At 36.8% G+C, this 23990-nt stretch carries 27 protein-coding genes and 2 pseudogenes; 3 read left to right on the top strand and 26 right to left on the bottom strand.

Going from position 1 to position 23990, the window contains the following annotated elements; translation table 11 throughout:
* Positions 1-9: 9 nt before the first annotated feature.
* The 23 genes from flhB to flgB form a co-directional block, all read right to left on the bottom strand.
* Positions 10-1098 (bottom strand): flagellar biosynthesis protein FlhB, encoded by a 1089-nt coding sequence (gene flhB / locus DKZ56_RS07125; RefSeq protein WP_208652033.1) that lies wholly within the window; start codon positions 1096-1098, stop codon positions 10-12.
* 2 nt (positions 1099-1100) lie between these two features.
* Positions 1101-1874 (bottom strand): flagellar biosynthetic protein FliR, encoded by a 774-nt coding sequence (fliR, locus tag DKZ56_RS07120; RefSeq protein ID WP_208652032.1) that lies wholly within the window; start codon positions 1872-1874, stop codon positions 1101-1103.
* A 5-nt stretch (positions 1875-1879) separates the two neighbouring features.
* Positions 1880-2149: a flagellar biosynthesis protein FliQ gene (fliQ, locus tag DKZ56_RS07115; protein WP_208652031.1), complete on the bottom strand. Its 270-nt coding sequence runs from the start codon at positions 2147-2149 to the stop codon at positions 1880-1882.
* Positions 2150-2161: 12 nt separating this feature from the next.
* A complete protein-coding gene (gene fliP / locus DKZ56_RS07110; RefSeq protein WP_208652030.1) occupies positions 2162-2827 on the bottom strand; it encodes a flagellar type III secretion system pore protein FliP in 666 nt (221 codons plus the stop codon).
* On the bottom strand, positions 2827-3474 hold the full coding sequence (locus DKZ56_RS07105; RefSeq protein WP_245989613.1) for a flagellar biosynthetic protein FliO: 648 nt from the start codon (positions 3472-3474) through the stop codon (positions 2827-2829). The genes fliP and DKZ56_RS07105 overlap by 1 nt, the downstream gene beginning before the upstream one ends.
* A gap of 8 nt (positions 3475-3482) precedes the next feature.
* Positions 3483-3845 (bottom strand): response regulator, encoded by a 363-nt coding sequence (locus DKZ56_RS07100; RefSeq protein ID WP_208652029.1) that lies wholly within the window; start codon positions 3843-3845, stop codon positions 3483-3485.
* Between the two features lie 34 nt (positions 3846-3879).
* Positions 3880-5118, bottom strand: coding sequence for a flagellar motor switch phosphatase FliY (fliY, locus tag DKZ56_RS07095; RefSeq protein ID WP_208652028.1), 1239 nt, complete (start codon positions 5116-5118; stop codon positions 3880-3882).
* Positions 5111-6106, bottom strand: a complete 996-nt coding sequence (gene fliM / locus DKZ56_RS07090; protein ID WP_208652027.1) for a flagellar motor switch protein FliM — start codon at positions 6104-6106, stop codon at positions 5111-5113. The genes fliY and fliM overlap by 8 nt, the downstream gene beginning before the upstream one ends.
* A 28-nt stretch (positions 6107-6134) precedes the next feature.
* Positions 6135-6563 (bottom strand): flagellar basal body-associated protein FliL, encoded by a 429-nt coding sequence (fliL, locus tag DKZ56_RS07085; RefSeq protein ID WP_208652026.1) that lies wholly within the window; start codon positions 6561-6563, stop codon positions 6135-6137.
* The gene (locus tag DKZ56_RS07080; protein ID WP_208652025.1) at positions 6553-6777 is read right to left on the bottom strand and encodes a flagellar FlbD family protein; all 225 of its coding nucleotides are present in this window, start codon (positions 6775-6777) and stop codon (positions 6553-6555) included. The genes fliL and DKZ56_RS07080 overlap by 11 nt, the downstream gene beginning before the upstream one ends.
* Before the next feature lie 88 nt (positions 6778-6865).
* Entirely contained in the window at positions 6866-7837 is a 972-nt protein-coding gene (locus DKZ56_RS07075; protein ID WP_208652024.1) for a flagellar hook-basal body complex protein, read from the bottom strand.
* A gap of 88 nt (positions 7838-7925) precedes the next feature.
* Positions 7926-8294, bottom strand: a complete 369-nt coding sequence (locus DKZ56_RS07070; protein ID WP_208652023.1) for a TIGR02530 family flagellar biosynthesis protein — start codon at positions 8292-8294, stop codon at positions 7926-7928.
* A 13-nt stretch (positions 8295-8307) separates the two neighbouring features.
* On the bottom strand, positions 8308-8976 hold the full coding sequence (flgD, locus tag DKZ56_RS07065; RefSeq protein ID WP_208652022.1) for a flagellar hook assembly protein FlgD: 669 nt from the start codon (positions 8974-8976) through the stop codon (positions 8308-8310).
* A 3-nt stretch (positions 8977-8979) separates the two neighbouring features.
* Positions 8980-10293: a flagellar hook-length control protein FliK gene (locus tag DKZ56_RS07060; protein ID WP_208652021.1), complete on the bottom strand. Its 1314-nt coding sequence runs from the start codon at positions 10291-10293 to the stop codon at positions 8980-8982.
* A 19-nt stretch (positions 10294-10312) separates the two neighbouring features.
* Positions 10313-10927, bottom strand: a complete 615-nt coding sequence (locus tag DKZ56_RS07055) for a MotE family protein (RefSeq protein WP_208652020.1) — start codon at positions 10925-10927, stop codon at positions 10313-10315.
* A gap of 8 nt (positions 10928-10935) precedes the next feature.
* Positions 10936-11382, bottom strand: a complete 447-nt coding sequence (gene fliJ, locus DKZ56_RS07050; protein ID WP_208652019.1) for a flagellar export protein FliJ — start codon at positions 11380-11382, stop codon at positions 10936-10938.
* Between the two features lie 2 nt (positions 11383-11384).
* A complete protein-coding gene (gene fliI, locus DKZ56_RS07045) occupies positions 11385-12707 on the bottom strand; it encodes a flagellar protein export ATPase FliI (protein ID WP_208652018.1) in 1323 nt (440 codons plus the stop codon).
* Positions 12708-12711: 4 nt separating this feature from the next.
* A complete protein-coding gene (gene fliH / locus DKZ56_RS07040; protein WP_208652017.1) occupies positions 12712-13515 on the bottom strand; it encodes a flagellar assembly protein FliH in 804 nt (267 codons plus the stop codon).
* Positions 13499-14512: a flagellar motor switch protein FliG gene (gene fliG / locus DKZ56_RS07035; protein ID WP_208652016.1), complete on the bottom strand. Its 1014-nt coding sequence runs from the start codon at positions 14510-14512 to the stop codon at positions 13499-13501. The genes fliH and fliG overlap by 17 nt, the downstream gene beginning before the upstream one ends.
* Before the next feature lie 18 nt (positions 14513-14530).
* Complete coding sequence (gene fliF, locus DKZ56_RS07030; RefSeq protein WP_208652015.1) at positions 14531-16117, bottom strand: flagellar basal-body MS-ring/collar protein FliF; 1587 nt, start codon at positions 16115-16117, stop codon at positions 14531-14533.
* Between the two features lie 60 nt (positions 16118-16177).
* The gene (fliE, locus tag DKZ56_RS07025; RefSeq protein WP_208652014.1) at positions 16178-16489 is read right to left on the bottom strand and encodes a flagellar hook-basal body complex protein FliE; all 312 of its coding nucleotides are present in this window, start codon (positions 16487-16489) and stop codon (positions 16178-16180) included.
* A gap of 20 nt (positions 16490-16509) precedes the next feature.
* Entirely contained in the window at positions 16510-16965 is a 456-nt protein-coding gene (gene flgC, locus DKZ56_RS07020) for a flagellar basal body rod protein FlgC (RefSeq protein ID WP_208652013.1), read from the bottom strand.
* Positions 16966-16967: 2 nt separating this feature from the next.
* Complete coding sequence (flgB, locus tag DKZ56_RS07015) at positions 16968-17360, bottom strand: flagellar basal body rod protein FlgB (protein ID WP_208652012.1); 393 nt, start codon at positions 17358-17360, stop codon at positions 16968-16970.
* Between the two features lie 581 nt (positions 17361-17941).
* Between flgB and DKZ56_RS07010 the strand changes: the two are divergent.
* From DKZ56_RS07010 to DKZ56_RS07000, 3 genes and pseudogenes are all read left to right on the top strand, one after another.
* Positions 17942-18433 (top strand): annotated as a pseudogene (locus DKZ56_RS07010) (transposase); the annotation flags it as partial.
* A complete protein-coding gene (locus tag DKZ56_RS07005) occupies positions 18390-20021 on the top strand; it encodes an IS1182 family transposase (RefSeq protein ID WP_208652192.1) in 1632 nt (543 codons plus the stop codon). The pseudogene DKZ56_RS07010 and the gene DKZ56_RS07005, both read left to right, overlap by 44 nt.
* Positions 20022-20460: 439 nt before the next feature.
* A pseudogene (locus DKZ56_RS07000) lies at positions 20461-21482 on the top strand (IS1595-like element ISBsm2 family transposase).
* A gap of 12 nt (positions 21483-21494) precedes the next feature.
* Here the strand turns inward: DKZ56_RS07000 and DKZ56_RS06995 are convergent.
* The 3 genes from DKZ56_RS06995 to codY all read right to left on the bottom strand — a co-directional run bounded on the left by DKZ56_RS06995 (position 21495) and on the right by codY (position 23936).
* Positions 21495-21785 (bottom strand): hypothetical protein, encoded by a 291-nt coding sequence (locus DKZ56_RS06995; RefSeq protein ID WP_003354235.1) that lies wholly within the window; start codon positions 21783-21785, stop codon positions 21495-21497.
* A 143-nt stretch (positions 21786-21928) separates the two neighbouring features.
* On the bottom strand, positions 21929-22867 hold the full coding sequence (locus DKZ56_RS06990) for an IS110 family RNA-guided transposase (protein WP_245989611.1): 939 nt from the start codon (positions 22865-22867) through the stop codon (positions 21929-21931).
* A 289-nt stretch (positions 22868-23156) separates the two neighbouring features.
* A complete protein-coding gene (gene codY / locus DKZ56_RS06985; RefSeq protein WP_208652011.1) occupies positions 23157-23936 on the bottom strand; it encodes a GTP-sensing pleiotropic transcriptional regulator CodY in 780 nt (259 codons plus the stop codon).
* Positions 23937-23990: the final 54 nt, after the last annotated feature.

Raw genomic sequence — 23990 nt, 5'->3', positions numbered from 1 at the left:
TCCTGCAAATTAAATTTTGCGTTTAATTCGATAAACATAAGCTAATATTTCAGCCACTGCTTTGAAAAATTCTTCTGGCACTTCTTCTCCTATTTCCACTTGATCATAAAGCGCCCTCGCTAATGGTCGATTTTCAACCAAAACTACATCGTTTTCTTTTGCAATCAATTTAATCTTTTGAGCAACAAAGTCTACACCTTTTGCTACGACTTTAGGAGCATCCATTGACTCATCATCGTATCTTAAAGCAACTGCGTAATGGGTTGGGTTCGTAATGACTACATCCGCTTTTGGCACTTCTTGCATCATGCGCCGCATCGCCATTTCCCGTTGCCGTTGTTTAATTTTCGATTTGATGAGCGGGTCCCCTTCCGTATTTTTATATTCATCTTTAATGTCTTGTTTCGACATTCTCAAATTTCTCTCATACTCAAATTTTTCATATATATAATCTAGAATTGCCACAATCAATAAGGTAATGGCACTAGCAATGCCCATCATCGCCGTTAGTTTTGCAACAATTGTTAACGTATTCCAAGGATTATGAAAAGCTAGGGATAAAACATTATCAAGATTCATCCAGATAATGATTCCCGTAACGGTACCAATAAATGCAACTTTTAACAAAGACTTAATTAAGTTCACAACGGCTCTTACTGAAATAATTTTCTTTATACCTTTAATGGGATCAATTTTTTTCAAATCCAACTTCAACGTTTCTGTCGTAAATAAGAAACCGAATTGCAAAACATTTGAAAAGACTCCTACAACCATTGCAACCGCTATTACTGGCAATATGATAACAGCCATTTTCATTAAAGAATCTACATACAGATTCATGATTGTATCGGCAGTCACATTTTCAAAAAGTATGTATTTTTCATAGTATTGTATAAAAAAAGAAAAGAAACCTTTAAACATAATGGGTGCCATAAAAATAAGAAAAAGAAAAAGAACGAGCAATAAAATCGCTGCTGATAGATCTTGGCTTTTTACAACTTGTCCTTTTTTTCGAGCATCTCTGCGCTTCTTCGGTGTTGCTTTCTCCGTTTTTTCACCTGCAAAATACTGTATGTCTAAAGGAAGAAGTAGCTTCAAACTTAAGCACCACCTAATAACTGCATTAATTCACGCATCACGGTAATCATTAACCCCATTACTTTTTGCATTACCTCTATCATAATCCCCATTGAGATAAAGAGAATGAGGAATCCAACAATAATTTTTAATGGAAAACCTACTACAAAAATATTTAGCTGCGGAACGGTTTTTCCTGTAATCCCGATGGCGAGAGTGACTAAAAACAATGACGCTACTAAAGGAGCAGACATTTGAAATGCAACAGAAAAAACAACGGCAATCATCTTAGCAACAAACTCAGCAAAATCGGCATCACCAAAATTTGGATACCCTTCAATCGGGATAAACTGATAACTATAATAAATCCCATCTAAAATCAGGTGGTGACCATTTGTAGCAATCAATAAATAAAGAATTAAAAAGTAAAAAAATTGTCCCATCAGCGGACTTTGCGCGCCAGTAAGCGGATCGACAATGTTAGCCATAGCAAAACCCATTTCAAAATCGATTAAACCACCAGCAATTTGAACAATCGAAATAATAATTGCAGCAGCTAAACCAATAATAAGGCCAATCATTGCTTCTTTAATAATCAACATGATATAATTCCCATCAATTGGTATTGCATTAGTAGGAACTGTATAATACATCATCCAAGCCAACATTAAAGCTAAAATCACTTTCAATTGTACCGGAATCGTGCGATATGAAAAGAAAGGGACCGATACAAAAAAGGCTGAAACCCTAACAAACATTAATAGCAACACAGAAAACTGTGGTATGATATCCAGCATTTATGTCACCCTATGTATCGCGTTAAGTTGCCCAATATACCTGAGAAATAGTTCGACATTCTAGACACCATCCACGGCCCAAAAAATACAATGGCTACTAATACCGCTATAATTTTAGGAGCAAAAGCCAATGTTTGTTCTTGAATGGATGTCGTTGCTTGGAAAATACTGATGATTAAACCTGTCACTAAAGCTACCAACATCAACGGACCTGCAACTAAAAGGACAACCCATACCGCTTGCTCAGCTATTTGAATGACTGTTAATTGTGACATTTATATCATCTCCTAAAAACTTTGGAGTAAAGATTTCACTACTAAATACCATCCATCTACAAGTACAAATAATAAAATTTTAAATGGCAAGGAAATCATAACTGGCGGTAACATCATCATACCCATAGACATGAGGACACTTGCTACGACCATATCAATTACAATGAATGGTATAAAAATCATAAATCCCATTTGGAAAGCCGTTTTCAGTTCACTCAAAGCATAGGCTGGCACTAAAATGGTCAAAGGAATATCTTCCACCGATTCCGGTTTTTCTGCTTGATTATATTCTAAAAACAGTTGCAAATCTTGCTGTCTTGTATGCTTAGCCATAAATTGTTTGAATGGAACACTCGCCTTTTCATAGGCTTCTTCAAGGCCTATCTCTTCATTAAAAAGCGGTTGCAGCGCTTCCTTATTAACTTGCTGGAAGGTCGGAGCCATGATAAAAAAAGTTAAAAATAAGGCTAACCCAATAATCACTTGATTGGGAGGTGTTTGGTTTGTTGCTAAAGCTGTACGCGTAAAAGATAGCACAATGACGATTCGTGTAAACGAAGTCATCAAGATTAAGATACTAGGTGCAAGCGACAGCACAGTTAATAACAACAATAATTTCACAGAAGTAGAAACATTCATTGGATTAGAATCAGAAAAGAATGAGATAAATTGGTCCATTATTTATCGTGCTCCTTTTCCTTCCATTTTTCGAGCTCATCGCGGCGCACCTTATGAATTTCAGATAAACGCTCGTTGAACATATTTCCAAAATCCGAGTTGGATTCATTGTCGCTTTTTTTGGACTGCCCTTTCAATTTTTTCAACAATTCCGTAATGTATGGAGTACTTGATGTTAAAGTTTGTTTTTCATTGTAATAACTCAATAGCTTTTGAATTTCCTCTGGTTCATTAATTTCTTTTAGGAGCTCTACATTTTCTCCTACTCCAACGATGTATAATGCATCTCCTATCTGCAAAATTTGAACAGATTTTTGAGAACCGAGGGAAATCCCCCCTAAATTGCGTACAATATTGTTTTGTTGGAAATGTGCGCTTTTTTTACTGATGAATTTTAAAACCCAAATCAATAAAACAAGCACAAAAAGAAGGGTAAGAAGCATTTTTATATAATCCCACGCTGTAAGACCTACAGCTGTCTCCCCGACAGCTGTAGGATCCTCCGTATGCAATTCGGGATTATCTGAATACATATCGCTCACTGTCTTATTATTGGAATTTGCAGAAACCAACTGTGTCGGAAAAATTAATAGAAACATGGATAATAATATAAGTGCCAGTTCTATTTTTTTATAAAATCTTTTCATCTTTCCAATCAACCTATTGCTTTTTTTATTGCTTCAATTACACGATCAGCTTGGAAAGGTTTTACAATAAAGTCCTTTGCACCCGCTTGGATTGCGTCGATAACCATCGCTTGTTGACCCATAGCCGAACACATGATGACAACAGCATTTGGATCGACTTCTTTAATTTTTTTCAACGCTGTAATACCGTCCATTTCAGGCATTGTGATATCCATTGTGACTAAGTCTGGATGCAATTCAAGATATTTTTCTACTGCTTGCATACCATCTGAAGCTTCAGCCACTACTTCGTAACCATTCTTAGTTAAAATATCCTTGATCATCATGCGCATAAATGCTGCATCGTCAACAATCAAAATTCTTTTTGACATAGCTAGATTCCTCCATTTTCTCTATCTTATTACTTTATCTTAAATTATTGATGCGTTCTGATTGACTGATGATGTCAGTTATTCTCACTCCAAAGTTTTCATCAATTACCACAACTTCTCCTTTAGCAATAAGGCGGTTGTTTACGAGAATATCGACTGGCTCACCAGCAAGACGATTCAACTCAATGATGGAACCTGAAGTTAATTGTAAGATTTCTTTTACTGAATGTTTTGTACGTCCTAACTCAACGGTTACTTGCAAAGGTATATCAAGCAACATATTTAAATTGCGTGCTTCTGTTTCCGACATCTTCGGTTGTTCGAAGCTAGCAAATTCTGCTTGTTGCACATTCACCGGCTGTTTTGGTTGTGCATATCCAGTAAAGCTTGGAACTTCCTGAACAGTTGCAGCCTGCTCGTATGCAGGTTGATGCGGCTGTTGAGTTGGCTGCTGCCATTGAGCCACATTGCTTTGCGGCATTTGAGTAGGTGCAGGTTGTTCTTTTTGAACAGAAGGACTTGGCGCAGCAGTTTGTTGCATCGGTTCAGGTTGGCTCGCTGTTTCGGATGATTGTGAAGCCTCACTTTGTCCAAGCAAAGTTTGCACAAGCTTTTTACTAAATTCAAGCGGCAATAATTCCATGATTGATGAATCGACTAAATCTCCGATGAGCAAACGGAATGAAACTTTTACTAATATTTCGTCACTCGGAATGCTTTCTTCCCCTTCTTTTTCCTTAATATTCAATAAAGCAAGGGAAGGTGGAGAAATATCGACTTTTTTGTTAAATACTGTAGACATGGATGTGGCAGCAGAACCCATCATTTGATTCATTGCTTCTTGTACAGCGCTTAATTGAATTTCTCCTAAGTCCGGACTTGGATTGCGACCATCGCCTCCAAGCATTAAATCGGCAATAATCGCCGCATCCGATTGTTTAATGACTAATAAATTTGCTCCACTTAAACCAGCCGTATATTCAACTTGTACAGCTATATAGGGATGTGGAAACTCTTGTTCTAAATTGTTGCGATTAATAATTGTTACAACAGGAGTTGTAATTTCCACCTTTTGTCCTAGCAGCGCAGATAATGCAGTTGCAGAACTCCCGAATGATATATTTCCTAATTCGCCTAACGCATCACGTTCTATATCCGTTAGATAATCTTCAACATTCAAATTCGTGTCAGAAGCTGAATTTGATGAATCATCTATTGGTTCCCCCCTTAAAAGGGCATCGATTTCTTCTTGGGAGAGCATATCATCATTCATCTTCTTCTCCTCCATTCAAAGACTCAATAATTTGAACTGCCATTTTTTTCTTTAATTTTCCAGGTTGAACTGTAAACTTTGGAATATCTCCAATTTTAAGAATCAATGGCTCGTTGATTTTCTTGTCAAGCTGGATTACATCGCCAATATTCATCATTAAAAATTCTTCGATGGTAATTGTAGATGTTCCCAGTTCGACAATCAGCTCCAAATCAGATTTTTTCACTTTTGTTTCCAATGCTTTCTTTTGCGCTTCTGTAGGCTCTTTTGTATTTGATTGCATCCAATATTGCACCGATAAATTATGTACAATAGGCTCTAATACAACATGCGGGATACATATGTTAATCATTCCTGATGTTTCACCAATCACTGTATTCATTGTAATGACAATAACTGTTTCATTTGGCGAAATCATCTGCAAAAATTGTGGATTAACTTCCAATTCAACAAGCATTGGATCGATTTCAACAATATTTTCCCAAGCTTCCCTTAAATTTTCAAAGGCTCTTTCAAATAAATTTGTCATGATTTTTTGTTCAATCTCTGTCAAATTAGCCACATTTGAATAACTTGTTCCGCTGCCCCCCATTAGTCGATCCAACATAGAATAAGCAATATTCGGATTAATCTCCATTAAAATATTACCATCTAATGGCGGCACTTCAAATACATTTATTAATGTCATATTTGGAATAGATCGAACAAACTCTTCAAATGGGATTTGATCCACCGATGCGACAGAAATTTGTACATAGTTTCTAAGTTGAGCAGAGAAGAACGTTGTTAATAATCGAGCAAAGTTTTCATGAATCCGCGTCAAACTGCGGATTTGATCCTTTGAAAAACGCAAGGCGCGCTTGAAATCATAAACTTTGACTTTTTTCTTTTCTTCCTCTGCTTTCATTTCATCCGCAGTCATTTCTCCTGTAGAAAGGGCGGAAAGCAGAGCATCGATTTCCGATTGGGATAGTATATCGCCAGACATTGGTCCACCTCCATTTCAACAAGGTTCTTTACTGAATGATGTAGGAGGTAATATATACTTGTTGCACTTCACCCTCTTGCATCAATTCATTTAATCGGGCTTTAATGGTGTTTTCTAAAAGAATAATTCCTTCTTTTCCTTTTAAGTTTTCTTCAGTCATTTCAGCAAGTTCTTCTATAATAATATTTTTAGTTTGGAAGTCGCGTTTTGTTAGTTCTTCCGCTGCCTTTTTGCTATCTGTTTGGATTTTCAATTCGATTCGAATAAATTGTCCATCCGCTAAATTTGTCGTGAGTTCAGGGATATCTACACTTGACTCTAGAATATCATCAATACTTGGTTCAAGGGTTGACGATTGTTTATTCATTTGAGTGATGACAACAAAAAGGACAACCCCGATTAGCGTAATGGATACCAATATAATCAGCATTACCGTCAATAATTTATTATTCTTCATTTTCTTCGTCACCTCGTAGATGGGGGTTAGAAAGGACTTGAATTGTGCGGTAATAATCCGTCACTTTTCTCCTTACCTCTTCTTCCGATTCTTTTACTATAAATTTACGCCCATTCGTCAGTGTAATGGTCGTATCCGGAAAAGATTCGACCGTTTCTATGTATAGTGCATTCACTGAAAAAGTTTTGCCATTTAACTTGGTTAATTGAATCATTGAAATAGGGCCGGGTAGGAAAGAGCCGGCCCGACCCTCCTTTACATTCCAATAATCATCCTATTATATAAATAGGTAATTAGAATCATTAGCGTTTTAAGTTCACAAGTTCTTCTAAAATTTGGTCAGATGTTGTAATTATGCGGGTATTTGCTTGGAAGCCGCGTTGTGCCACAATCATTTCCGTAAACTCTTCTGATAGGTCCACATTTGACATTTCAAGGAAGCCGGATTCAACAGAACCGATACCTGCTACCGTACCAACTTGCGTGTAAGGGCTTCCTGAGTTCGATGTTTCAGTATAATAGTTGCTACCTGATTTTTGCAAACCACCTGGGTTAGGGAATTTAGCTAATACAATTTGCCCGGCCCATCTTAATTCTCCATTGGCATCTACAAATGTTACCGTACCATCTTGGCCGATACTCATTTCAGTAGCATCCGTCGGGATTCGAATTGGTGCATAAACTGTTGTCGCACCTGAATCTATTGGTGATGCCCAAGTTGTTGGGTTTTGTGGTGATAAATCACTCGAATCATTTTTCATTTTTACATCTTTAGCTAAAGGATAAGCAGTATCAGTACTAGCAGTAGTCGAATTAACTTTTTCTGGTGCAACACCAACCAAATATTTCCCCTCAGCGTTTACAAGATATCCATCTTTATCCATATAGAAGTTTCCTGCTCTCGTATATAAAACACTTGCAAAACTAGAACCTCCAACACCAGTCCCAGTTGCTTTATCCGCCACCATAAAATAGCCATCCCCTGAAATCGCTAAGTCAAGGGTGCGAGCAGTGGATTGCAAGGAACCTGTTGAGTGAATTGTATCAATAGCAGCCATTGTAGATCCTAATCCCACTTGTTTTGGGTTGACACCGCCTCGAGTTGCAGTAGCGGCTGAAGCACTGCCTATATTTTGTGAAACCATTTCCTTAAATATCGTTCTGCTTTTCTTAAATCCATGTGTATTCACATTGGAAATATTGTTCCCAATTACATCTAATTTTGTTTGGTGGTTACGCACACCTGAAATCGCAGAGTACATTGAACGTAGCATAAATGATCCTTCTCCTTTCAAATTATCATCATCATCTTTCGTTTGCTTCTGTCAGTCCGCAAACAAAGGCATCCAAAATGGTCCTGCCTTATAACACAATAGTGCCATCAATATTTGTAAATAATTGTTCTTTTGCTTCATCCCGCTCCAAAACGGTTATAACTGTTCCATTTTTCGCACTGATGATTATCGCTGCTTGATCCATTAATACAAGCGGCTGCATGATTCCTTTTGAACGGGCTTCCATTACTTTATCGCTGACTTTTTTCCATTCTTGTTCTGAAATCTGGATATTTCGCTCGCGAATTCGTTCATTGGCATGCTTGCTGATTTTCAGCTCATTTTTCGCGTGCTCAAATTGCTCACTGAAACTTGTCGACTTTTTTTCTATTGGTTTCGTGCTTTGCTTTCCAAGAACCGATTGCAGTGGAACATGCTGAAATTGGATTCGGTGCATATGATCACCAACCTTATTTATCCACTATTTCAAATTGATCTTTCTTTAAGCGAAGCTGGTTGTCTAAGATATATTCAATCACTTGATTGTTTGTTGTTACAGATTCAATCTTTCCTTCAAGGAAATTGCCATTTTCATCTTGATATTTCACTGTTTTTCCAATCAGCATACTTGCTTCCACAAGAGGATTATCAGAAACAGTATCCTTTGAAGTATTCGATTTGCCATCTACTACCGATGAGATATTGCTTGGTGTCAGCTCTTTTCCGTCTTCTAATACAAAGACTGGAGAGCCGTCTTTAAATTTCACTTCTGAAATGACCCCTTGGCCTTCATTAACAATTGGTAAACCTTTATCATCTAGTTCTTCTGTAATTTCATGCCAAGTTATTTTTTTGCCTATTAAATTTATGTATGAAATCAATTGTGTCTCCTGTTGCGATTCAAACAAATCTTCCATTGCTTTTGTCATGTTTTGCATTTGTTCCAATGTTGAGAACTGGGCCATTTGGGCAATAAATTCTTTATCATCCACAGGGTTCGTTGGATCTTGATGTTGCAACTGTGTGATTAATAGTTTTAAAAAGTCATCTTTTCCTAGTACTGAGTTACCAGTTTGTTTCTGAACTTTTTTGATATTAGATAAATATAAATCGCTTGTGATGGCTGACATTTCCGCCATATCCTACACCTCCTCATCAATCAAATAATCTTTGAAGGATTTTGATTCTTCCTCTTGCTTCTCTTCTGAATGTTGCTCCTCTTTTTCTTGCCGCTCTCTTCCATTAAACATATTGTTAAAGAAGCTTTGGTTACGCAAATCTGTTTCTTGTAAACTTTGTTGAATATCGATGCGTTCGAGCTGAATGTTTTGTTGGACAAAGGCTTGCTTTAACTGATGAACTTGGCTGTCAAGCAATTCTTTAGCTTGAGAAGTAGAAGCTAGAAGTCTTGCAGTAATTGCGCCTTCCCGATGCACTAATTCAATGCGAATAGAGCCTAAATTTTCAGGATGGAGTTTGATTAATATTTTTGATGTTCCTTGGGTATTGGCCATCTGGCTGCGCTGCAACAATGCTTCAATTTGTTTTACGAGCGACTCTGCTTGAGAAGTCTGATTAGTATTCGGTAATGTAATCGTTACAGTTTTTGTTTCCGAATTCGGCTGCAACATTGTGTTTGGCAAAGTGGAAGCAGAATTTTCCATTGTTGTTTTTGCTTGCTGCACTAATTGTTCAAAACCTTCCAAAGAAAATTTTCCAGATGAGCTTGTACCCTCTATTGAAATCAAGTTTTCGACATTTTGCAATACCGCTTTTACACCGAAAATTGGCTTTGTTGATTGTTCGTTTTCTGAGACTTTATCCACCGTTTGAAATATATTTGCTGGTTGTTTTCTTTGCAACTTAAATTCATTGTTATTTTCAGATAACAAAAGTGATGATTGTTGTGAAATAGAATATTCTTTATAGATGATTTCCACCAATTTCATCAACTGCAGCAATTGAACAGCAACTTTTTGGTTGTCATTATCTTTTCCAAGAATGGTTAAAGCAATATCAGCTGATAATTGAGGTTGTTCATTAATGAATTGAATGAAATCCGAAAGATTGTTGATTGACACTTCTTGTCCAAAAATTAGCTGAAGGATTTCGTTTAATTGCTCTCGATTGATATTTAATAAAGATAAAAGATTGTCCGAATTTTCTAACACTTCATCTATAGTAACAGCTTTTTCTTCTTCACCTTGAGATACTATAAACAACCCTTCATCATAGGAGATCCCTAGTAGTTCCAAAACCCCTTTAAAGGAATTTTCCTCAAGCAACTCTTGAACTTCAGCAGTCCGTTGAACATCTACTTCTTTCGTGTTATTCGCAACCATGCTGCTAAATATGTTTCCAAATTTACTATCCCCTTTATTGGACGGTTGATTTAACTTTCCTGAGCTAATGGATGGAAGTTGATGAATAGCAAAGGAAAATGCTCCAATGTTCATTGTTTCACCTCCTTTCACCTTAAGAATTTGAACTTCTATTCTCCTTTGTTGATAATAATTCTGTATATCGTGCAGCATCTTTCGGATCCATTTTTGCTAAAACAGCTGAAAGAGTTTCCGGCTTCATATTCGATAAAATTTCCACCGCCTGTTCGTCGCTCATTTGCACAATAATCGGAGCTACAGCTTTGGCAGGCATTTTTTCATATGTACTTACAATCTCTTTTAAATCTTTTTTCGCTTCTTCTTGCCCAGATTCCAGTTCTTGTATTTTTTGTTGCAATTGTTCTTGTATCGCTTTTTGATTTTCATTTTCGGCTAAAGCATCGTCCAACTCTTTTTGGAGTTTTTCAATTTGGGCATCCTTCTCTTGAATTTCCGCTTTCAATTCAACGATTTTCTTCTCCATTTCCTCTGAACCTTTAGCTTCTTCCTCACTGTTGTTCGGCAATACTTCCGTTGCTTTTTCAAATACATTTGTGTTCGTAAATTGAGCAATGACCAGCAAAATGGCAATGACAAATAACAGCGGAATAATCACCCAAGCAAATAATTTTTGAAAAAAACCTGGTGATTTTTCGTCCACCACATCTTTTGTCTTTTCATTTTTCGTTTTTTTATTAACGTTCGCCATAAAATCACCTAAATTGTTCTCTTGTTGTACATAAGGGAGGAAATCTCATCTAAGAATTGTGCCTCTATGCGATTTTGTTCCTCTTGAAACGCGCTGAAATCTTTCTCCCGCATTTTTTCATACTTACGTACTTCCAAGTTTTTTTCTATTAATTTTTGTTCATACCATTGCATTTTTGCTCGAGCTTGATTGACTTTTTGTTGCACGTCTTCGATGGCATGTTCCAAACTATCTATAAACTTTGCAAAATGATGAATTTCATCCACCGTTAACCCCGTTTTTAAACGTTCGTTTTGGTAATTGATTAAATCTTCTTTTTTCTTTAATAATTCATATAATTTGGTCGCAACTTTTTCAAAGGAACGAACTGCTTCATTATAGGCAGCTTCCGTCTGTTTTTTTTCTTGTTCTCGAACAGTCAATACTTTTTCAAAACGATAGGTAAATTGAACCATTATTATTTACCACCCCCGTTTGCCAATGCAATTAGTTCATTCACACTTTCATCCAACGTCACTTTTTCCTTAAATCCTTGTTTTAAAAATTTGGTAATAAGTGGTTCGTAGTAAATTGCTTCATCTATTTCTTTCGATGTACCTCTCTTATAAGCTCCAATATTGATTAAGTCTTCTGATTTGGCGTATGTATAATACAATTCTCGAATTCTTTCAGCAGCTTTTACATGCTCTTCAGATGAAATATAATTCATTAATCGGCTGACGCTTTTTAGGATATTAATCGCAGGATATTGCCCTTTGTTTGCTAGAGAGCGGTCCAACACGATATGGCCATCCAAAATCCCCCGCACTGCATCGGCAATAGGTTCGTTCATATCATCTCCATCTACAAGTACAGTATAAAAGGCTGTGATGCTTCCTTTCATACTTGTCCCTGTTCTTTCAAGAAGTTTAGGCAAAATGGAAAAGACTGAAGGGGTATAACCTTTTTGTGCAGGAGGTTCCCCCGTTGCTAATCCAATTTCCCTCTGCGCCATGGCCACCCGGGTAACAGAATCCATCATCAACATGACATTCATCCCACGATCACGGAAATATTCTGCAATAGCCGTAGCAGTGAATGCTCCTTTAATACGCATTAACGCAGGCTGATCACCGGTTGCCGCCACAACAATCGAACGTTTTAATCCTTCTTCTCCAAGATCCCGTTCGATAAATTCTCTTACTTCCCTTCCTCGTTCACCGATGAGTGCAATAACATTTAAATCGGCTCGAGTATTTCGTGCAATCATTCCAAGAAGAGTACTTTTTCCTACACCTGAACCAGCAAATATCCCTACCCTTTGGCCATTCCCCACTGTTAACATCGCGTCGATGGCCTTTACTCCCACTTCAAGTTGTTCACTTATAGGTGGGCGATGCAAGGGATTGGGCGGTTCGTTTTCTGTAGGCACAGAAACAAGCCCTCTTGGAAGCTGCGAACCATCAAAGGGATTGCCTAGCGAATCTAGCACTTTTCCAATTAATTCGGGACCAACTTTCACTTCCAACGGGCTTCCTGTTCCTTCCACTAAACAGCCAATGGAAATTTCCCTTACGGAAGTAAAAGGCATCAACATTACATATTCATCTTTAAATCCAACAACTTCCGCCATAATGACTTCATGGCCATTTTTCGTACGGACATGTATTTTGCATACGTCGTTAATGGAACATTCCGGCCCTTGGGATTCGATTAACAAGCCAACAACTCTCGTAACTCTTCCATATTTTTTAAAAGTATCAATGGCAGGTATACGATCAATTAAGTCAGCAGCTTTCATAAAATTAGTCCCTACTTTCTAAAATTTCGCTAAGCTTTAAACGTAATTCTTTCAATTGTTCATCAATAGATAAAACAATCCTACCGTGATTTGTTTCAATATAAGCATCCAAATCATCCATATCTTCATTAACAAAGATACAAAACGGAATATCTGGTGGGAACATTACCGCAAGTTCATCACGGTTATCACTAACTAACTGATAATATTTTGGGGGCACATAAAGCTTAATTTCCTTGCTTTCCCGCGCTTCTTTCAACCCGCGGCGAACAATCGAAAGGAATAAATTTTCGTCTTTTTCAATAGATGCACCGATGATTTTTTCTGCTGATTTCAACGCTAAATCTAAAATGACGTGTTCCTGTTCTTCAATATATTTTTGAGCATTGATACTTGCATTCTCTACTGTTCGATTTGCAAGTTTCAAAGTATTTTCCATATCAGCCAAGGCTTTTTTCATACCTTCTTCGTAGCCTTGTTGGAATCCCTCATCATACGCTTCCTTTTGAAGAAGAATCTTTTCTTCTTCCCATTGTTGCTTTAACCTTTCGATTTTCTCCAACTCGGCTTGGCGGTACTGTTCGAATTCTTCCCGCTTTGCATTGATTTCTTGATCTGTTTCTCTCAGAATGCGCTCTCGTTCTTGAAGCATATCATCTAATGAAAGGTTTTGCTCTTCTCCGTCTACAACATCTAGATTATCGGTAGCAAATTGTGTAGTAAATAAATTACGAATTTCAATTCTAACCGCCCCATCCTTTTTTTCTATTGCTTCGCTCGAACGGATAATCTTAGACAATGACGTCATCTCCTCCACCTCGAGCAATTATGATTTCTCCTGCTTCCTCTAAACGACGAATGATTGAAACAATTCTTGATTGCGCTTCTTCTACATCACGCAAGCGGACAGGACCCATAATTTGCAATTCTTCTCTAAATGTTTCGGCCATACGCTGCGACATGTTGCGGAATAAAATTTCTTTCACTTCATCGCTGCTTACTTTCATTGAAAGCAGCAAATCTTCATTGTCACATTCACGTATAACACGCTGGATAGAACGATTATCAAGCGTTACGATATCTTCAAATACAAACATGCGTTTTTTGATTTCCTCAGCCAACTCTGGATCTTGAATTTCCAAAGCGTCGAGAATCGTTTTTTCTGTTTGTCGATCCACACCATTCAATACTTCTACCACTGCATCGATGCCGCCCGTTTCGGTGTAATCTTGGGTAAAAGTAGATGATAATTTTCTTTCTAAAACAGCTTCAATTTCACTTATTACCTCTGGCGATGTTGATTCCATGGTAGCAATTCTTCTTGCAATATCTGCCTGCAATTCCTGCGGCAAAGAAGATAAGATGACGCCTGCTTGGTGAGGCTCTAAATAGGATAAAATGAGCGCAATCGTTTGAGGATGCTCATTTTGAATAAAGTTTAGAATTTGAGATGGATCGGCTTTTCGAGCAAAGTCGAAAGGTCGCACTTGCAATGAAGAGGTCAAGCGATTGATGATGTTTTGAGCTTGTTCTGGACCTAACGCCTTTTCCAAGATGGTTTTAGCATAGCCGATCCCACCTTGTGAAATATAGTCTTGTGCTAGAGCAATATTATGAAATTCTTCTATGATCTGTTCTTTTACCTCAGGTTCAACTTTTTTCACTGCTGAAATTTCAAGGGTAAGCCGTTCGATTTCTTCCTCTGTTAAATGTTTATAGACATTGGCAGAAACTTCCGGACCCATTGAAATTAAAAGCAATGCAGCTTTTTGTTTTCCAGTTAACCTTCTTTCTTTCTTAGACACAGTCGAACCCCCAATCCGTTAATCTTCAGAAATCCATGTACGCAACAATTTTGCAAAGTCTTCCGGTTTTTCTTTTGCCATTTTTTCAAGTTGCTTACGTCGGACTGTTGTTTCTGTTTCTTTTTCTTCCGTAATATCATCCACAAGTATTTCTTTTTGCTCTTCAATAATTTCTATTTCTTCTTCTTCACGTTGTCTTCTTGAACGAATAATGTATACAACTAGAAGAATAATGGCTGCTGCTAAAATACCTCCAACAACCCAAATCCACCATGGAATCACTGGTGTTTCTTCAATTTTTGATGCATCATTTCCATAAAACTGTTGTACAGAAACAACAATTTTATTTTCAATATCCTCATCCGTTAATTCACCAGCAGCTTCTTTATCGATGGAAGTGCGAACAATTGTAGATAAAATTTGTTCAATATCATCAACAACCGTATCAGAAAGTGATGTTGGATCATCCGGAACAGGTGGTTCAACCATGACTTGAATTCCTATATCTCGAATTTTATAAGGACTTTCTTGAATAACCCGGTTAATGCGATTGACTTCGTTATTGATTGTTTCTTCGATTCGTTCATAATCGCCATTACCGCTAGTTACTTCTTGATATCCTGTTGCATTATCTGTTGCATCACCTAATTCCGTTGGTCCAGTAGCTCCATCCATTCCAGAATATGTTTCTGTAATCCGTTGGGCGCTGATTTCAATGCCAGCCATATTTTCTTCGTCTACTGGCTCAACTAAATTCTCTTCTCGGTTTTCTTGCTTAAAGTCAATATCTGTTGTAACGGATACTACAACTTTATCTTGACCCATCATTGTTCCGAGCATTTTATGTACTTGACGTTCTAAGTCACGCTCTATAGATTTCTTCACGTTCATCTGACCTTCCACCGTGTTGATAGAACCGCCAGATGCAGATTCTAAGTCATAGTATTCAGAATATTGATTGGAAATTGTAATATTATCTGTGCTCAAATTTGGAACACTTTTCGCAACTAGGTTATAGAGAGTCTTGATTTGTTCTTCTGTAAATTTATATCCTGGTTCAGTATGTATAACGACAGCTGCTGAAGCTTGATCCTCTGTATTTTGGTTAATGAATACCCCTTTTTCCGGCAAAGAGAGCATCACATTTGCATCTTTTACCCCATCAATTTTCTTAATGAGATTTTCTAGCTCCGTTTCAAGGGCTGCTTGTTTGATGACGTTAAATTCATTATCCGTCATGCCAAATCCAGCGTTTTCTGTAAAAAATGTCGTACTAATATCGCCAGATCCTGGGTAACCTTGTGCAGCTAATGAAATTTTAATATCATCCACCTGTTCTTCCGGAACTAATATATTCGTCCCGCCTGAAGCAATTTCATATGTAACTCCTTGAGAACTTAAAATTTCTGCAATTTCTCCAGCTTCTTTTGCAGATAGTTCGGTAAACAATGGAACCATCTTTGTTCGAGTGGCGAAGTATGTAATAATAGCAGCTATCGCAATAACTCCTATTAAAGTTCCAATCATTGCACCCTTTTGTCGTTTAGTCCGACTTTTCCAAAAGTTGATAGTGTCGGTTTTTATTTTTTTAAGTCGATCATTCATTATAAATCCTCCGGTACTATTGAATACACTAACAATTTATATTCCATTGGTAACCGCAGATTATACAGTCATTCGCATAATTTCTTGATAAGCTTCAATTACTTTATTTCGAATTTCGACTGTAGCATTCAGCGTAATGCTAGCTTTTTGCGCCGCAATCATCACTTCATGCAATTCAACATGATCACCTTGTATTAGCCTATTTGTAAGTTTGTCTGATTGCATCTGATAATCGTTTACTTTGTTGATTGCTTCTTTTAATGTATTTGCGAAACTTTTCTGCGCTTCAATAGGTGTTTGTTTATTGGAAATATCTTTTCCACTGTTCAAAGATTGAACCGCGGTGGAAAAGTTTGCAGCATTGATCGCCATGTTATTTCATCCCTTTCGTTTTATTTACCTATTTCTAGGGCTTTCATCAACATCGCTTTATTGGCGTTTAACACTGTCACATTCGCCTCATAGGAACGAGATGCGGAAATTAAATCCACCATTTCTTTTAATAAATCCACATTCGGCATTTCTACGTATCCGTCCTCGTTGGCATCTGGGTGGGTTGGATCATAAACGAGTTTAAATGGTGTTTCAGTATCTTCCTGGATTTTTGTTACCTTTACACCATTTCCAACACCTTCTCTTTTTCCCATCGCTTTATTCAAAAAGGATGAAAACTTTCCTTCATTGGCAGTGAGGGTTACGCTTTTACGACGGTATGGTTCCCATTCGCCATTTACTTGTTTTGCGCGAGTTGTATCAACATTAGCAATATTGGAAGAAATAACATCCATACGCAAGCGTTGCGCCGTTAAAGCGGAAGTAGTTGTATTCATGCTAGAAAATATTGACATCTTTATTTCCCTCCTTTAATGACCGTATTAAGCGTTTGAAATTTACCATTTATACGATCGATGAGCGAATTGTAATAAATCGTATTTTTAGCCAACTCCGACATTTCCTTATCTATATCTACACCGTTTCCGTTATGGCGATATTGGAAGTTTTCATAACTATAAACAGAAGGAGCCGTTTGTTTTATAACGAAATCAAAATGCCTTTCATCTGTTCTGTAAGCACTGATTTGTTTTTCATTTTCTTCTGCCAATAGTTGTTTAAAACTTACATCTTTTGCCTTGTAGTTGGGAGTATCGACATTAGCAATATTATGGGCAATAGTTTTATTTTTCAAGGTTGCGTATTTTAATCCATATTCTAAATTGCTTATAGCTCCGTCAAACAAATTCATACCGTCCCCCCCTTTATTTTCCATTGTTGTAAGATTCCTTAAATACTTACTCAATACTAGTATCAATTGTAAAGAAGATAATTCTCAGTGTCTATCGTCTTTTGGTACTTTTTAATAGTCATTCCGAATCAATTTTTCAACAATAATTTTGTAAAAAATACATTTTCCAATACCAAAAGTGATAGTTCGACAATAATCCTCCCAACATTTTATATTGCAAATACTATTATAGATAAAAAAAAATAATCATATAGTTCTAAAAAGTATATTTTAACTATTCATATAGTGAAAAATAAGTAGAAAGAATTTGTTGGATAATCGATTTAGATTTTAAACTTGTACAATCCTAATAATATATTGATATAACTATTTTGATAAAAAATGAGTTAAAAAAATTGATCATTCATAGAATTTACGCCATAAATAGTAGAGGTTGGGACAAATCTAAAAAAACATCATTTTCTCCAAGGAGAAATGATGTTTTTTTCAGCTTGTAGACAAAGTCCCTAACTAGTGGCCAAATCTACAGGCTTTTTTTGTATAATAGGGATAGAATTCTTGGTTAACGGGGGAAATTTAGGATGTTATCGAAGCGTACAGACAATAATCGAAATCAATTGGAAATGGTGGCTCTTGATCAATTGGTTCCAGAAGATCATTTGGTAAGGAAGATTGAACAAGCCATAGACTTTGATTTTATTTACGATCTTGTCAAAGATACCTATTGCCTAGATAACGGAAGGCCTAGTATTGATCCTGTTGTGCTCATTAAAATGGTCTTTGTGCAGTATTTATTTGGTATTCGATCCATGCGTCAAACGATCAAAGAAATTGAAACCAACGTGGCGTATCGATGGTTCTTAGGATATGGTTTCACAGAGAAAATTCCTCATTTTTCAACGTTCGGCAAGAATTATGTTCGTCGTTTTCAAGGTACTGATTTATTTGAACAGATTTTTTATCGTATTTTAAAAGAAGCGATGAATAAAGGATTAGTGGATGCATCTGTTGCCTTTATTGATTCAACACATGTCAAAGCTTTTGCCTCTAGATTTAGAAATAAAATTACAAGAAAATGATATTGCCTTCCACATTCACCATTTAGTTGAAAGTATTCCAGATGAAGCCTTCCAGCCGTTTCTTCGAAATACAGGTTGTCCTGCTTATCATCCACGCATGATGCTAAAAATTATTTTGTGTGCCTATTCGCAGTCTGTCTTTTCAGGTCGAAAAATTGAAGCGCTATTAAAGGACAGTATACGAATGATGTGGTTGGCACAAGGATATGAACCAAGTTATCGGACGATCAATCGTTTTCGTGTGCATCCGGAAGTAAAAGAATTAATTCGTCAATGTTTTGTCCAATTCCGTTGCCAACTGGTGGAAGAAAAGTTAATCGATCAAGAAGCCATTTTTATCGATGGTACGAAGATTGAAGCGAATGCCAATAAATTTACTTTCGTATGGAAGAAATCCATTGAAAAATACAACCAAAACTTAATTGAAAAGTCCAATCAGTTATACAACGAACTATTAGAAAAAGAAATCATCCCTGAAATGGAGCGGGAAAATGAGGGAGAACTGTCCGTTGAAGAACTCGCTCAAATGGTGCAACAAGTCGATGAAGTCATTAAGGAATATGACCAAAAGATAGAAACATCGCCCGATGCCACAGAACGAAAAGCATTAAGAAGCGAACGAAAATATCCAAAACAAGCGTACAAACAATTAATAGACTTCATTCTACGAAAACAAAAATACCAAAAAGACTTGGACATCTTGGGGGAACGGAACAGTTATTCCAAAACAGATCAAGATGCAACGTTCATGCGAATGAAAGACGACTATATGAAAAACGGTCAATTGAAAGCTGGATACAATGTACAAATCGCAACAGAAGGTCAATACGCACTAGCTTATAGCATCTTTCCAAATCCTACTGATACACGTACATTAATTCCGTTCTTGAATAAGATAGAAAAGGATTATTTTCCGTTGCCAAAGTATATTGTCGCAGATGCTGGTTATGGTAGTGAACAAAACTATGAAGACATCCTTTCGAATCGAAAATGTGAGGCACTCATTCCATATACCATGTATGAGAAAGAACAAAAGAAGAAATATAAACAAAATCCATTTCATCCAGACAATTGGATGTACGACGAAGAAAGTGATACCTACATTTGTCCAAATCAGCAGCGAGTAACCTTCCGTTATCGTTCTGTACGTACAGATAAGACCGGTTTCAAACGAGAATTGAAAATCTATGAATGTGAAAACTGTTCAGGATGTCCATTTCGTTCATCATGTACAAAAGCAAAGGAAGGCAATCACCGAAAGGTCATGGTGAATGAAAAATGGGAACAACAAAAAGAATATGTAAGAGCGAAGCTTTCAGAAGAAAAAGCTGGTTCTATTTTCCGTCAACGTAAAATAGACGTAGAACCAGTTTTTGGATTCTTGAAGGCTAATTTGCGTTTCACTCGATTTTCCGTTCGAGGAAAATCGAAAGTGGAAAATGAAATGGGCATTGCCTTAATGGCCGTGAATTTACGAAAATACACGGCCAACAAAGATCAACTAACCAAAAATAATGGGGATAAATGGAAAAAGGAGAATTTGAGTTGGCTCAAATTCTCCTTTTTCCTATCTAGAAGCTAGTTTTGTCCCAGCCTCTTTTTTGATATGTTATTAAAAATTGATTTCCGTTCGGGGGACTCTTTCCGCGGGCCCGGCTAGACTCTCCTCTGATTCATTCCTTCGCTCCTCGTGGTCTCGAGAGGGCTCGTCGCAGGAGTCGCCCCGTCACTCCAATCAATTTTTCGTTAGTTCAATTTTTTATCAAAACTCTTTCAACTGCCCCTTTAATTTTTTGTTTATGTCCCAGCCTCTTCTTTCGATCAGTCAAGTATATTTTATTAATTTGTATATGTTTTTAATTTAGTTGTAGTTGTGAGGGGGTACCCCCTCACAACTACAACTAAATTTTGGTATGCCAAAAAGACCTAACGATTTTTAATTTTGGCTATTTTCGTATAGATTGTTGCTATATAGGACATTATGTACAATAGAGTCATAAAAGGTAGAAAGGGTGTTCCGTATGGCAATGGCTTGGCACGATGTTTACCAAGACTTCTATACACTTCCAAAGAAAGAACAGTTGGAATTATTTAGAGCCATTAAAAAGGACTTGTTTCCAGAGCCAAAATCCGACATTCAAAAATGGTCAGAGAGGTTCGTGAAACTCGCTTTTCTAAAGGATTAGCGTGTGTTCACTGTGGAAGTATGTCCGTTAAACGTAATGGGAGATATCGTTCTCGCCAACGGTATCTATGTAAAGATTGTGGGAAGTCATTCAACGATATGACAGGTAGCCCATTGTCAGGAACAAGATACCCTCATAAATGGCTGAAATACTTTGAGATGATGGTGAAAGGCTACACATTGCCAAAGATAGCGGAAGAACTTCATATTCACATTTCAACTGCCTTTTATTGGCGACACAAAATTCTATATGCGATTCGTTCTCTTGGTCATCCAACACTAAAGGGAATCGTGGAAAGCGATGAAACTTACTTTTTAGAAAGTGAAAAAGGCAAAAAGTTCATCGCTCACAGAAAGGCTCGTAAACGTGGCGGTGTAGCCAAAAAACGTGGCATTTCTAAAGAACAAATTTGTGTGGTAGTTGCACACGATAGAAACGGACAAATCCTTTCCCAAATGGTAGGAAGAGGTCGTGTTACGGCTATGGAAATTGATGAGGTGTTAGGAAAACATATTGACACCTCTGCTTTGCTATGCACAGATACAGCAACCAACTATAAAAAATTCGCTACGATGAAGGGATTACAACACGAAGCCATTAATGTTCGTAAAGGTGTCTATACAAAGAAAGGAATTTACCATATTCAACACGTCAACGGGTATCATACTCGTTTGAAAAAGTGGATGGATAGGTTTCAAGGTGTAGCAACGAAATACCTTGATAACTACTTATTCTGGCATCGTTTTCTTGAATTGAATAAGAAGATACCGAAAAAAGAATAAGCGAAAGAAATGTTCCTTGCCTCTTGCCAACAAGTAAATTTTACAACTGTTGAAACAATTAGAAGGAGTGCATAAATCAATCCCCTCCTAAGGCATTGACCTTGTAATTACTTCAATGACTAACGTAAGAACACCTAAAACGATGGTCATTAAAGTTGAACTGAATAATACTTTTCTACTGACAACAGTAAATTTTTGGTTTTTAATGAACTTTCGATAAGCAAAATAGACGAAAATACCCAATATAATTGAGAAAATCCAACTTATTAAGCCCACTTGTGTAACCAATTTTCGCCAATCGAAAACCCAAAAGTATAGAATGGCGAAATGAATGGCTACTAAGGGTATCGTTATGATTACCGATATTAACCTTAACATAATCATCACTCCCAGATTTATTATACCATTATTTTTGAAAAAATTTGGTAAACATTTATTGAGGTTATTAGCAACAATTTTTTAGAAAAGAGCCTTAATTTTTTCGAAAGGTCATTTATGGTATAGTGTAGTTAATCGATTATTTAACTTAAGGCAGTTTCATAATCGTAAAAAATGCCATGTGTCAGTAACTGGAACGTCACTTTTAAAAATTTATTGATACAGGCGATAATCGCAACCTTATGAGGCTTTCTCTGAGGTTGTGTTTTTAATTTATAATAGTAATCTACAAAATGATTCGGTTTATCTTTCTTCTTCATAATCATGGCACACACCATAAAATATAAAAGCTTTCGCAAGTGTTTGTTACCTCTTTTATTAATACGATCATGATACTGTGTATTCCCCGTTTGATAGCGCATAATATCAATTCCCGCATAAGCATTCAATTGTTTAGCATTTTGAAAGCGACGAATATCACCCATTTCCCCAATTAATCTACAAGCAGTAGAATCACCGATACCAGGGATGGAACGTAAAACAATATACTCTTTTCGATCTTTTGATAAAGTAATCATTTGTTGGACAAGTGCTTCTTTTTTATCCTTTAATTCTGCTATTCGATTTGCGTAATCACGGACTTGTTCACATCGCACATCGGTAGATTCAATCGCTGGATCACTATTTTGAGCAGCTTCTAATAAAGCAATTGCTTTTTTCTCTGCCCGTTCTAAAGAAAGGTTCTTTCTTGTATTCGCTTTTAGGCGATTCTTCATGACAGTTTTAGAGTGAGCTAAAACAAGTGTTGGGTGTGGGGATCGTTGTACTATATTTAAAAATAGTGCAGAATTTGGTGTCAGTATTTTTTCTAATTCTGGAAAACTCAATTGTAAAATGGAATGCATACGATTTTTTAATAAAATCATTTCTTCATCAATTTCATCATCATAACGTGTCAATGCCCGCATCTGCTCATAATAATCATCTTGGATATAGGTTGGTTCTCTCTCCATTTTAAAATGTGTTTTGGCGAATTCATGAGCATCGCTTATATCGGTTTTATGCCGACGCATCTTCGCCATTTGTCAGTTGGCTTCAAGGGGATAATATGCATAACCGTAATCTTTTAAAAATGCTTCCATCGGTTTTGAATAAACACCTGTTGCTTCAAATACAATGTCTGGTGCTTGGTCATCAAGTGATGTAATATCTACTATTCGCTTATGTAATTGTTCAAAATCTCTTCGTGTATGATTGATTTCACCTTCTAAAAATCCCTGAGGCTGGTCGACTTTTCTTCACTTCTACTATAAAAAATAGTAGCACAAACCTTGGCCTTGGTTTGTACTACTAATCTTAGTATGTTTTAAATTACTTCATTTTAATTTCGGCTAAAGCAGTTAAGAATTTATCATTTAATACTTTAATATAAGTCCCTTTCATACCGAGGGATCTTGATTCGATGACACCTGCTGATTCAAGTTTACGCAATGCATTTACAATCACAGAGCGGGTAATGCCGACGCGGTCTGCAATTTTGGATGCAACGAGCAACCCTTCATTACCATCAAGTTCTTCAAAAATATGTTCAATAGCTTCTAATTCACTATATGAAAGTGAATTGATGGCCATTTGCACAACTGCTTTACTGCGCGCTTCTTCTTCAATTTCTTCCGCTTTTTCGCGCAAGATTTCCATTCCAACTACTGTCGCACCATATTCCGCTAAAATTAAATCGTCATCGCCAAATCGTTCCTCTAAACGGCCTAAAATTAAAGTTCCTAAGCGTTCACCGCCACCGATGATTGGCACAATTGTTGTCAAACCATTTTTGAAAATGTCACGGTTTTCAACTGGGAAAATTGTGTATTGGCTATTGATATCAATATTTGGCGAAGTTTCCGTAATCTCTTGAAGACTTTTTGTATAGTCTTCTGGGAATTGACGTTCTTCCAACATTTTTTTCATTCGTTCGTTTTCAATTTTTTGATGAATGGAGATGCCTAATAATTTTCCTTTACGGCTCACAATAAATACATTGCTATCAATAGTTTCTCCTAATGTATCCGCCATCTCTTTGAAATTTACCGGTTTTCCTGCTGTTTTCTGCAATAATGCGTTAATTTTTCTTGTTTTCGTTAACAAATCCATAATAATATCCTCCTAGGGTTTAATAATAATCATTGGTATTCTAGAAAATATTTT

Source organism: Ureibacillus thermophilus, assembly GCF_004331915.1.
GTDB lineage: Bacteria > Bacillota > Bacilli > Bacillales_A > Planococcaceae > Ureibacillus > Ureibacillus thermophilus.
Note: the sequence above shows the minus strand (reverse complement) of the source record. Positions and strands in the feature narration are given on the sequence as shown.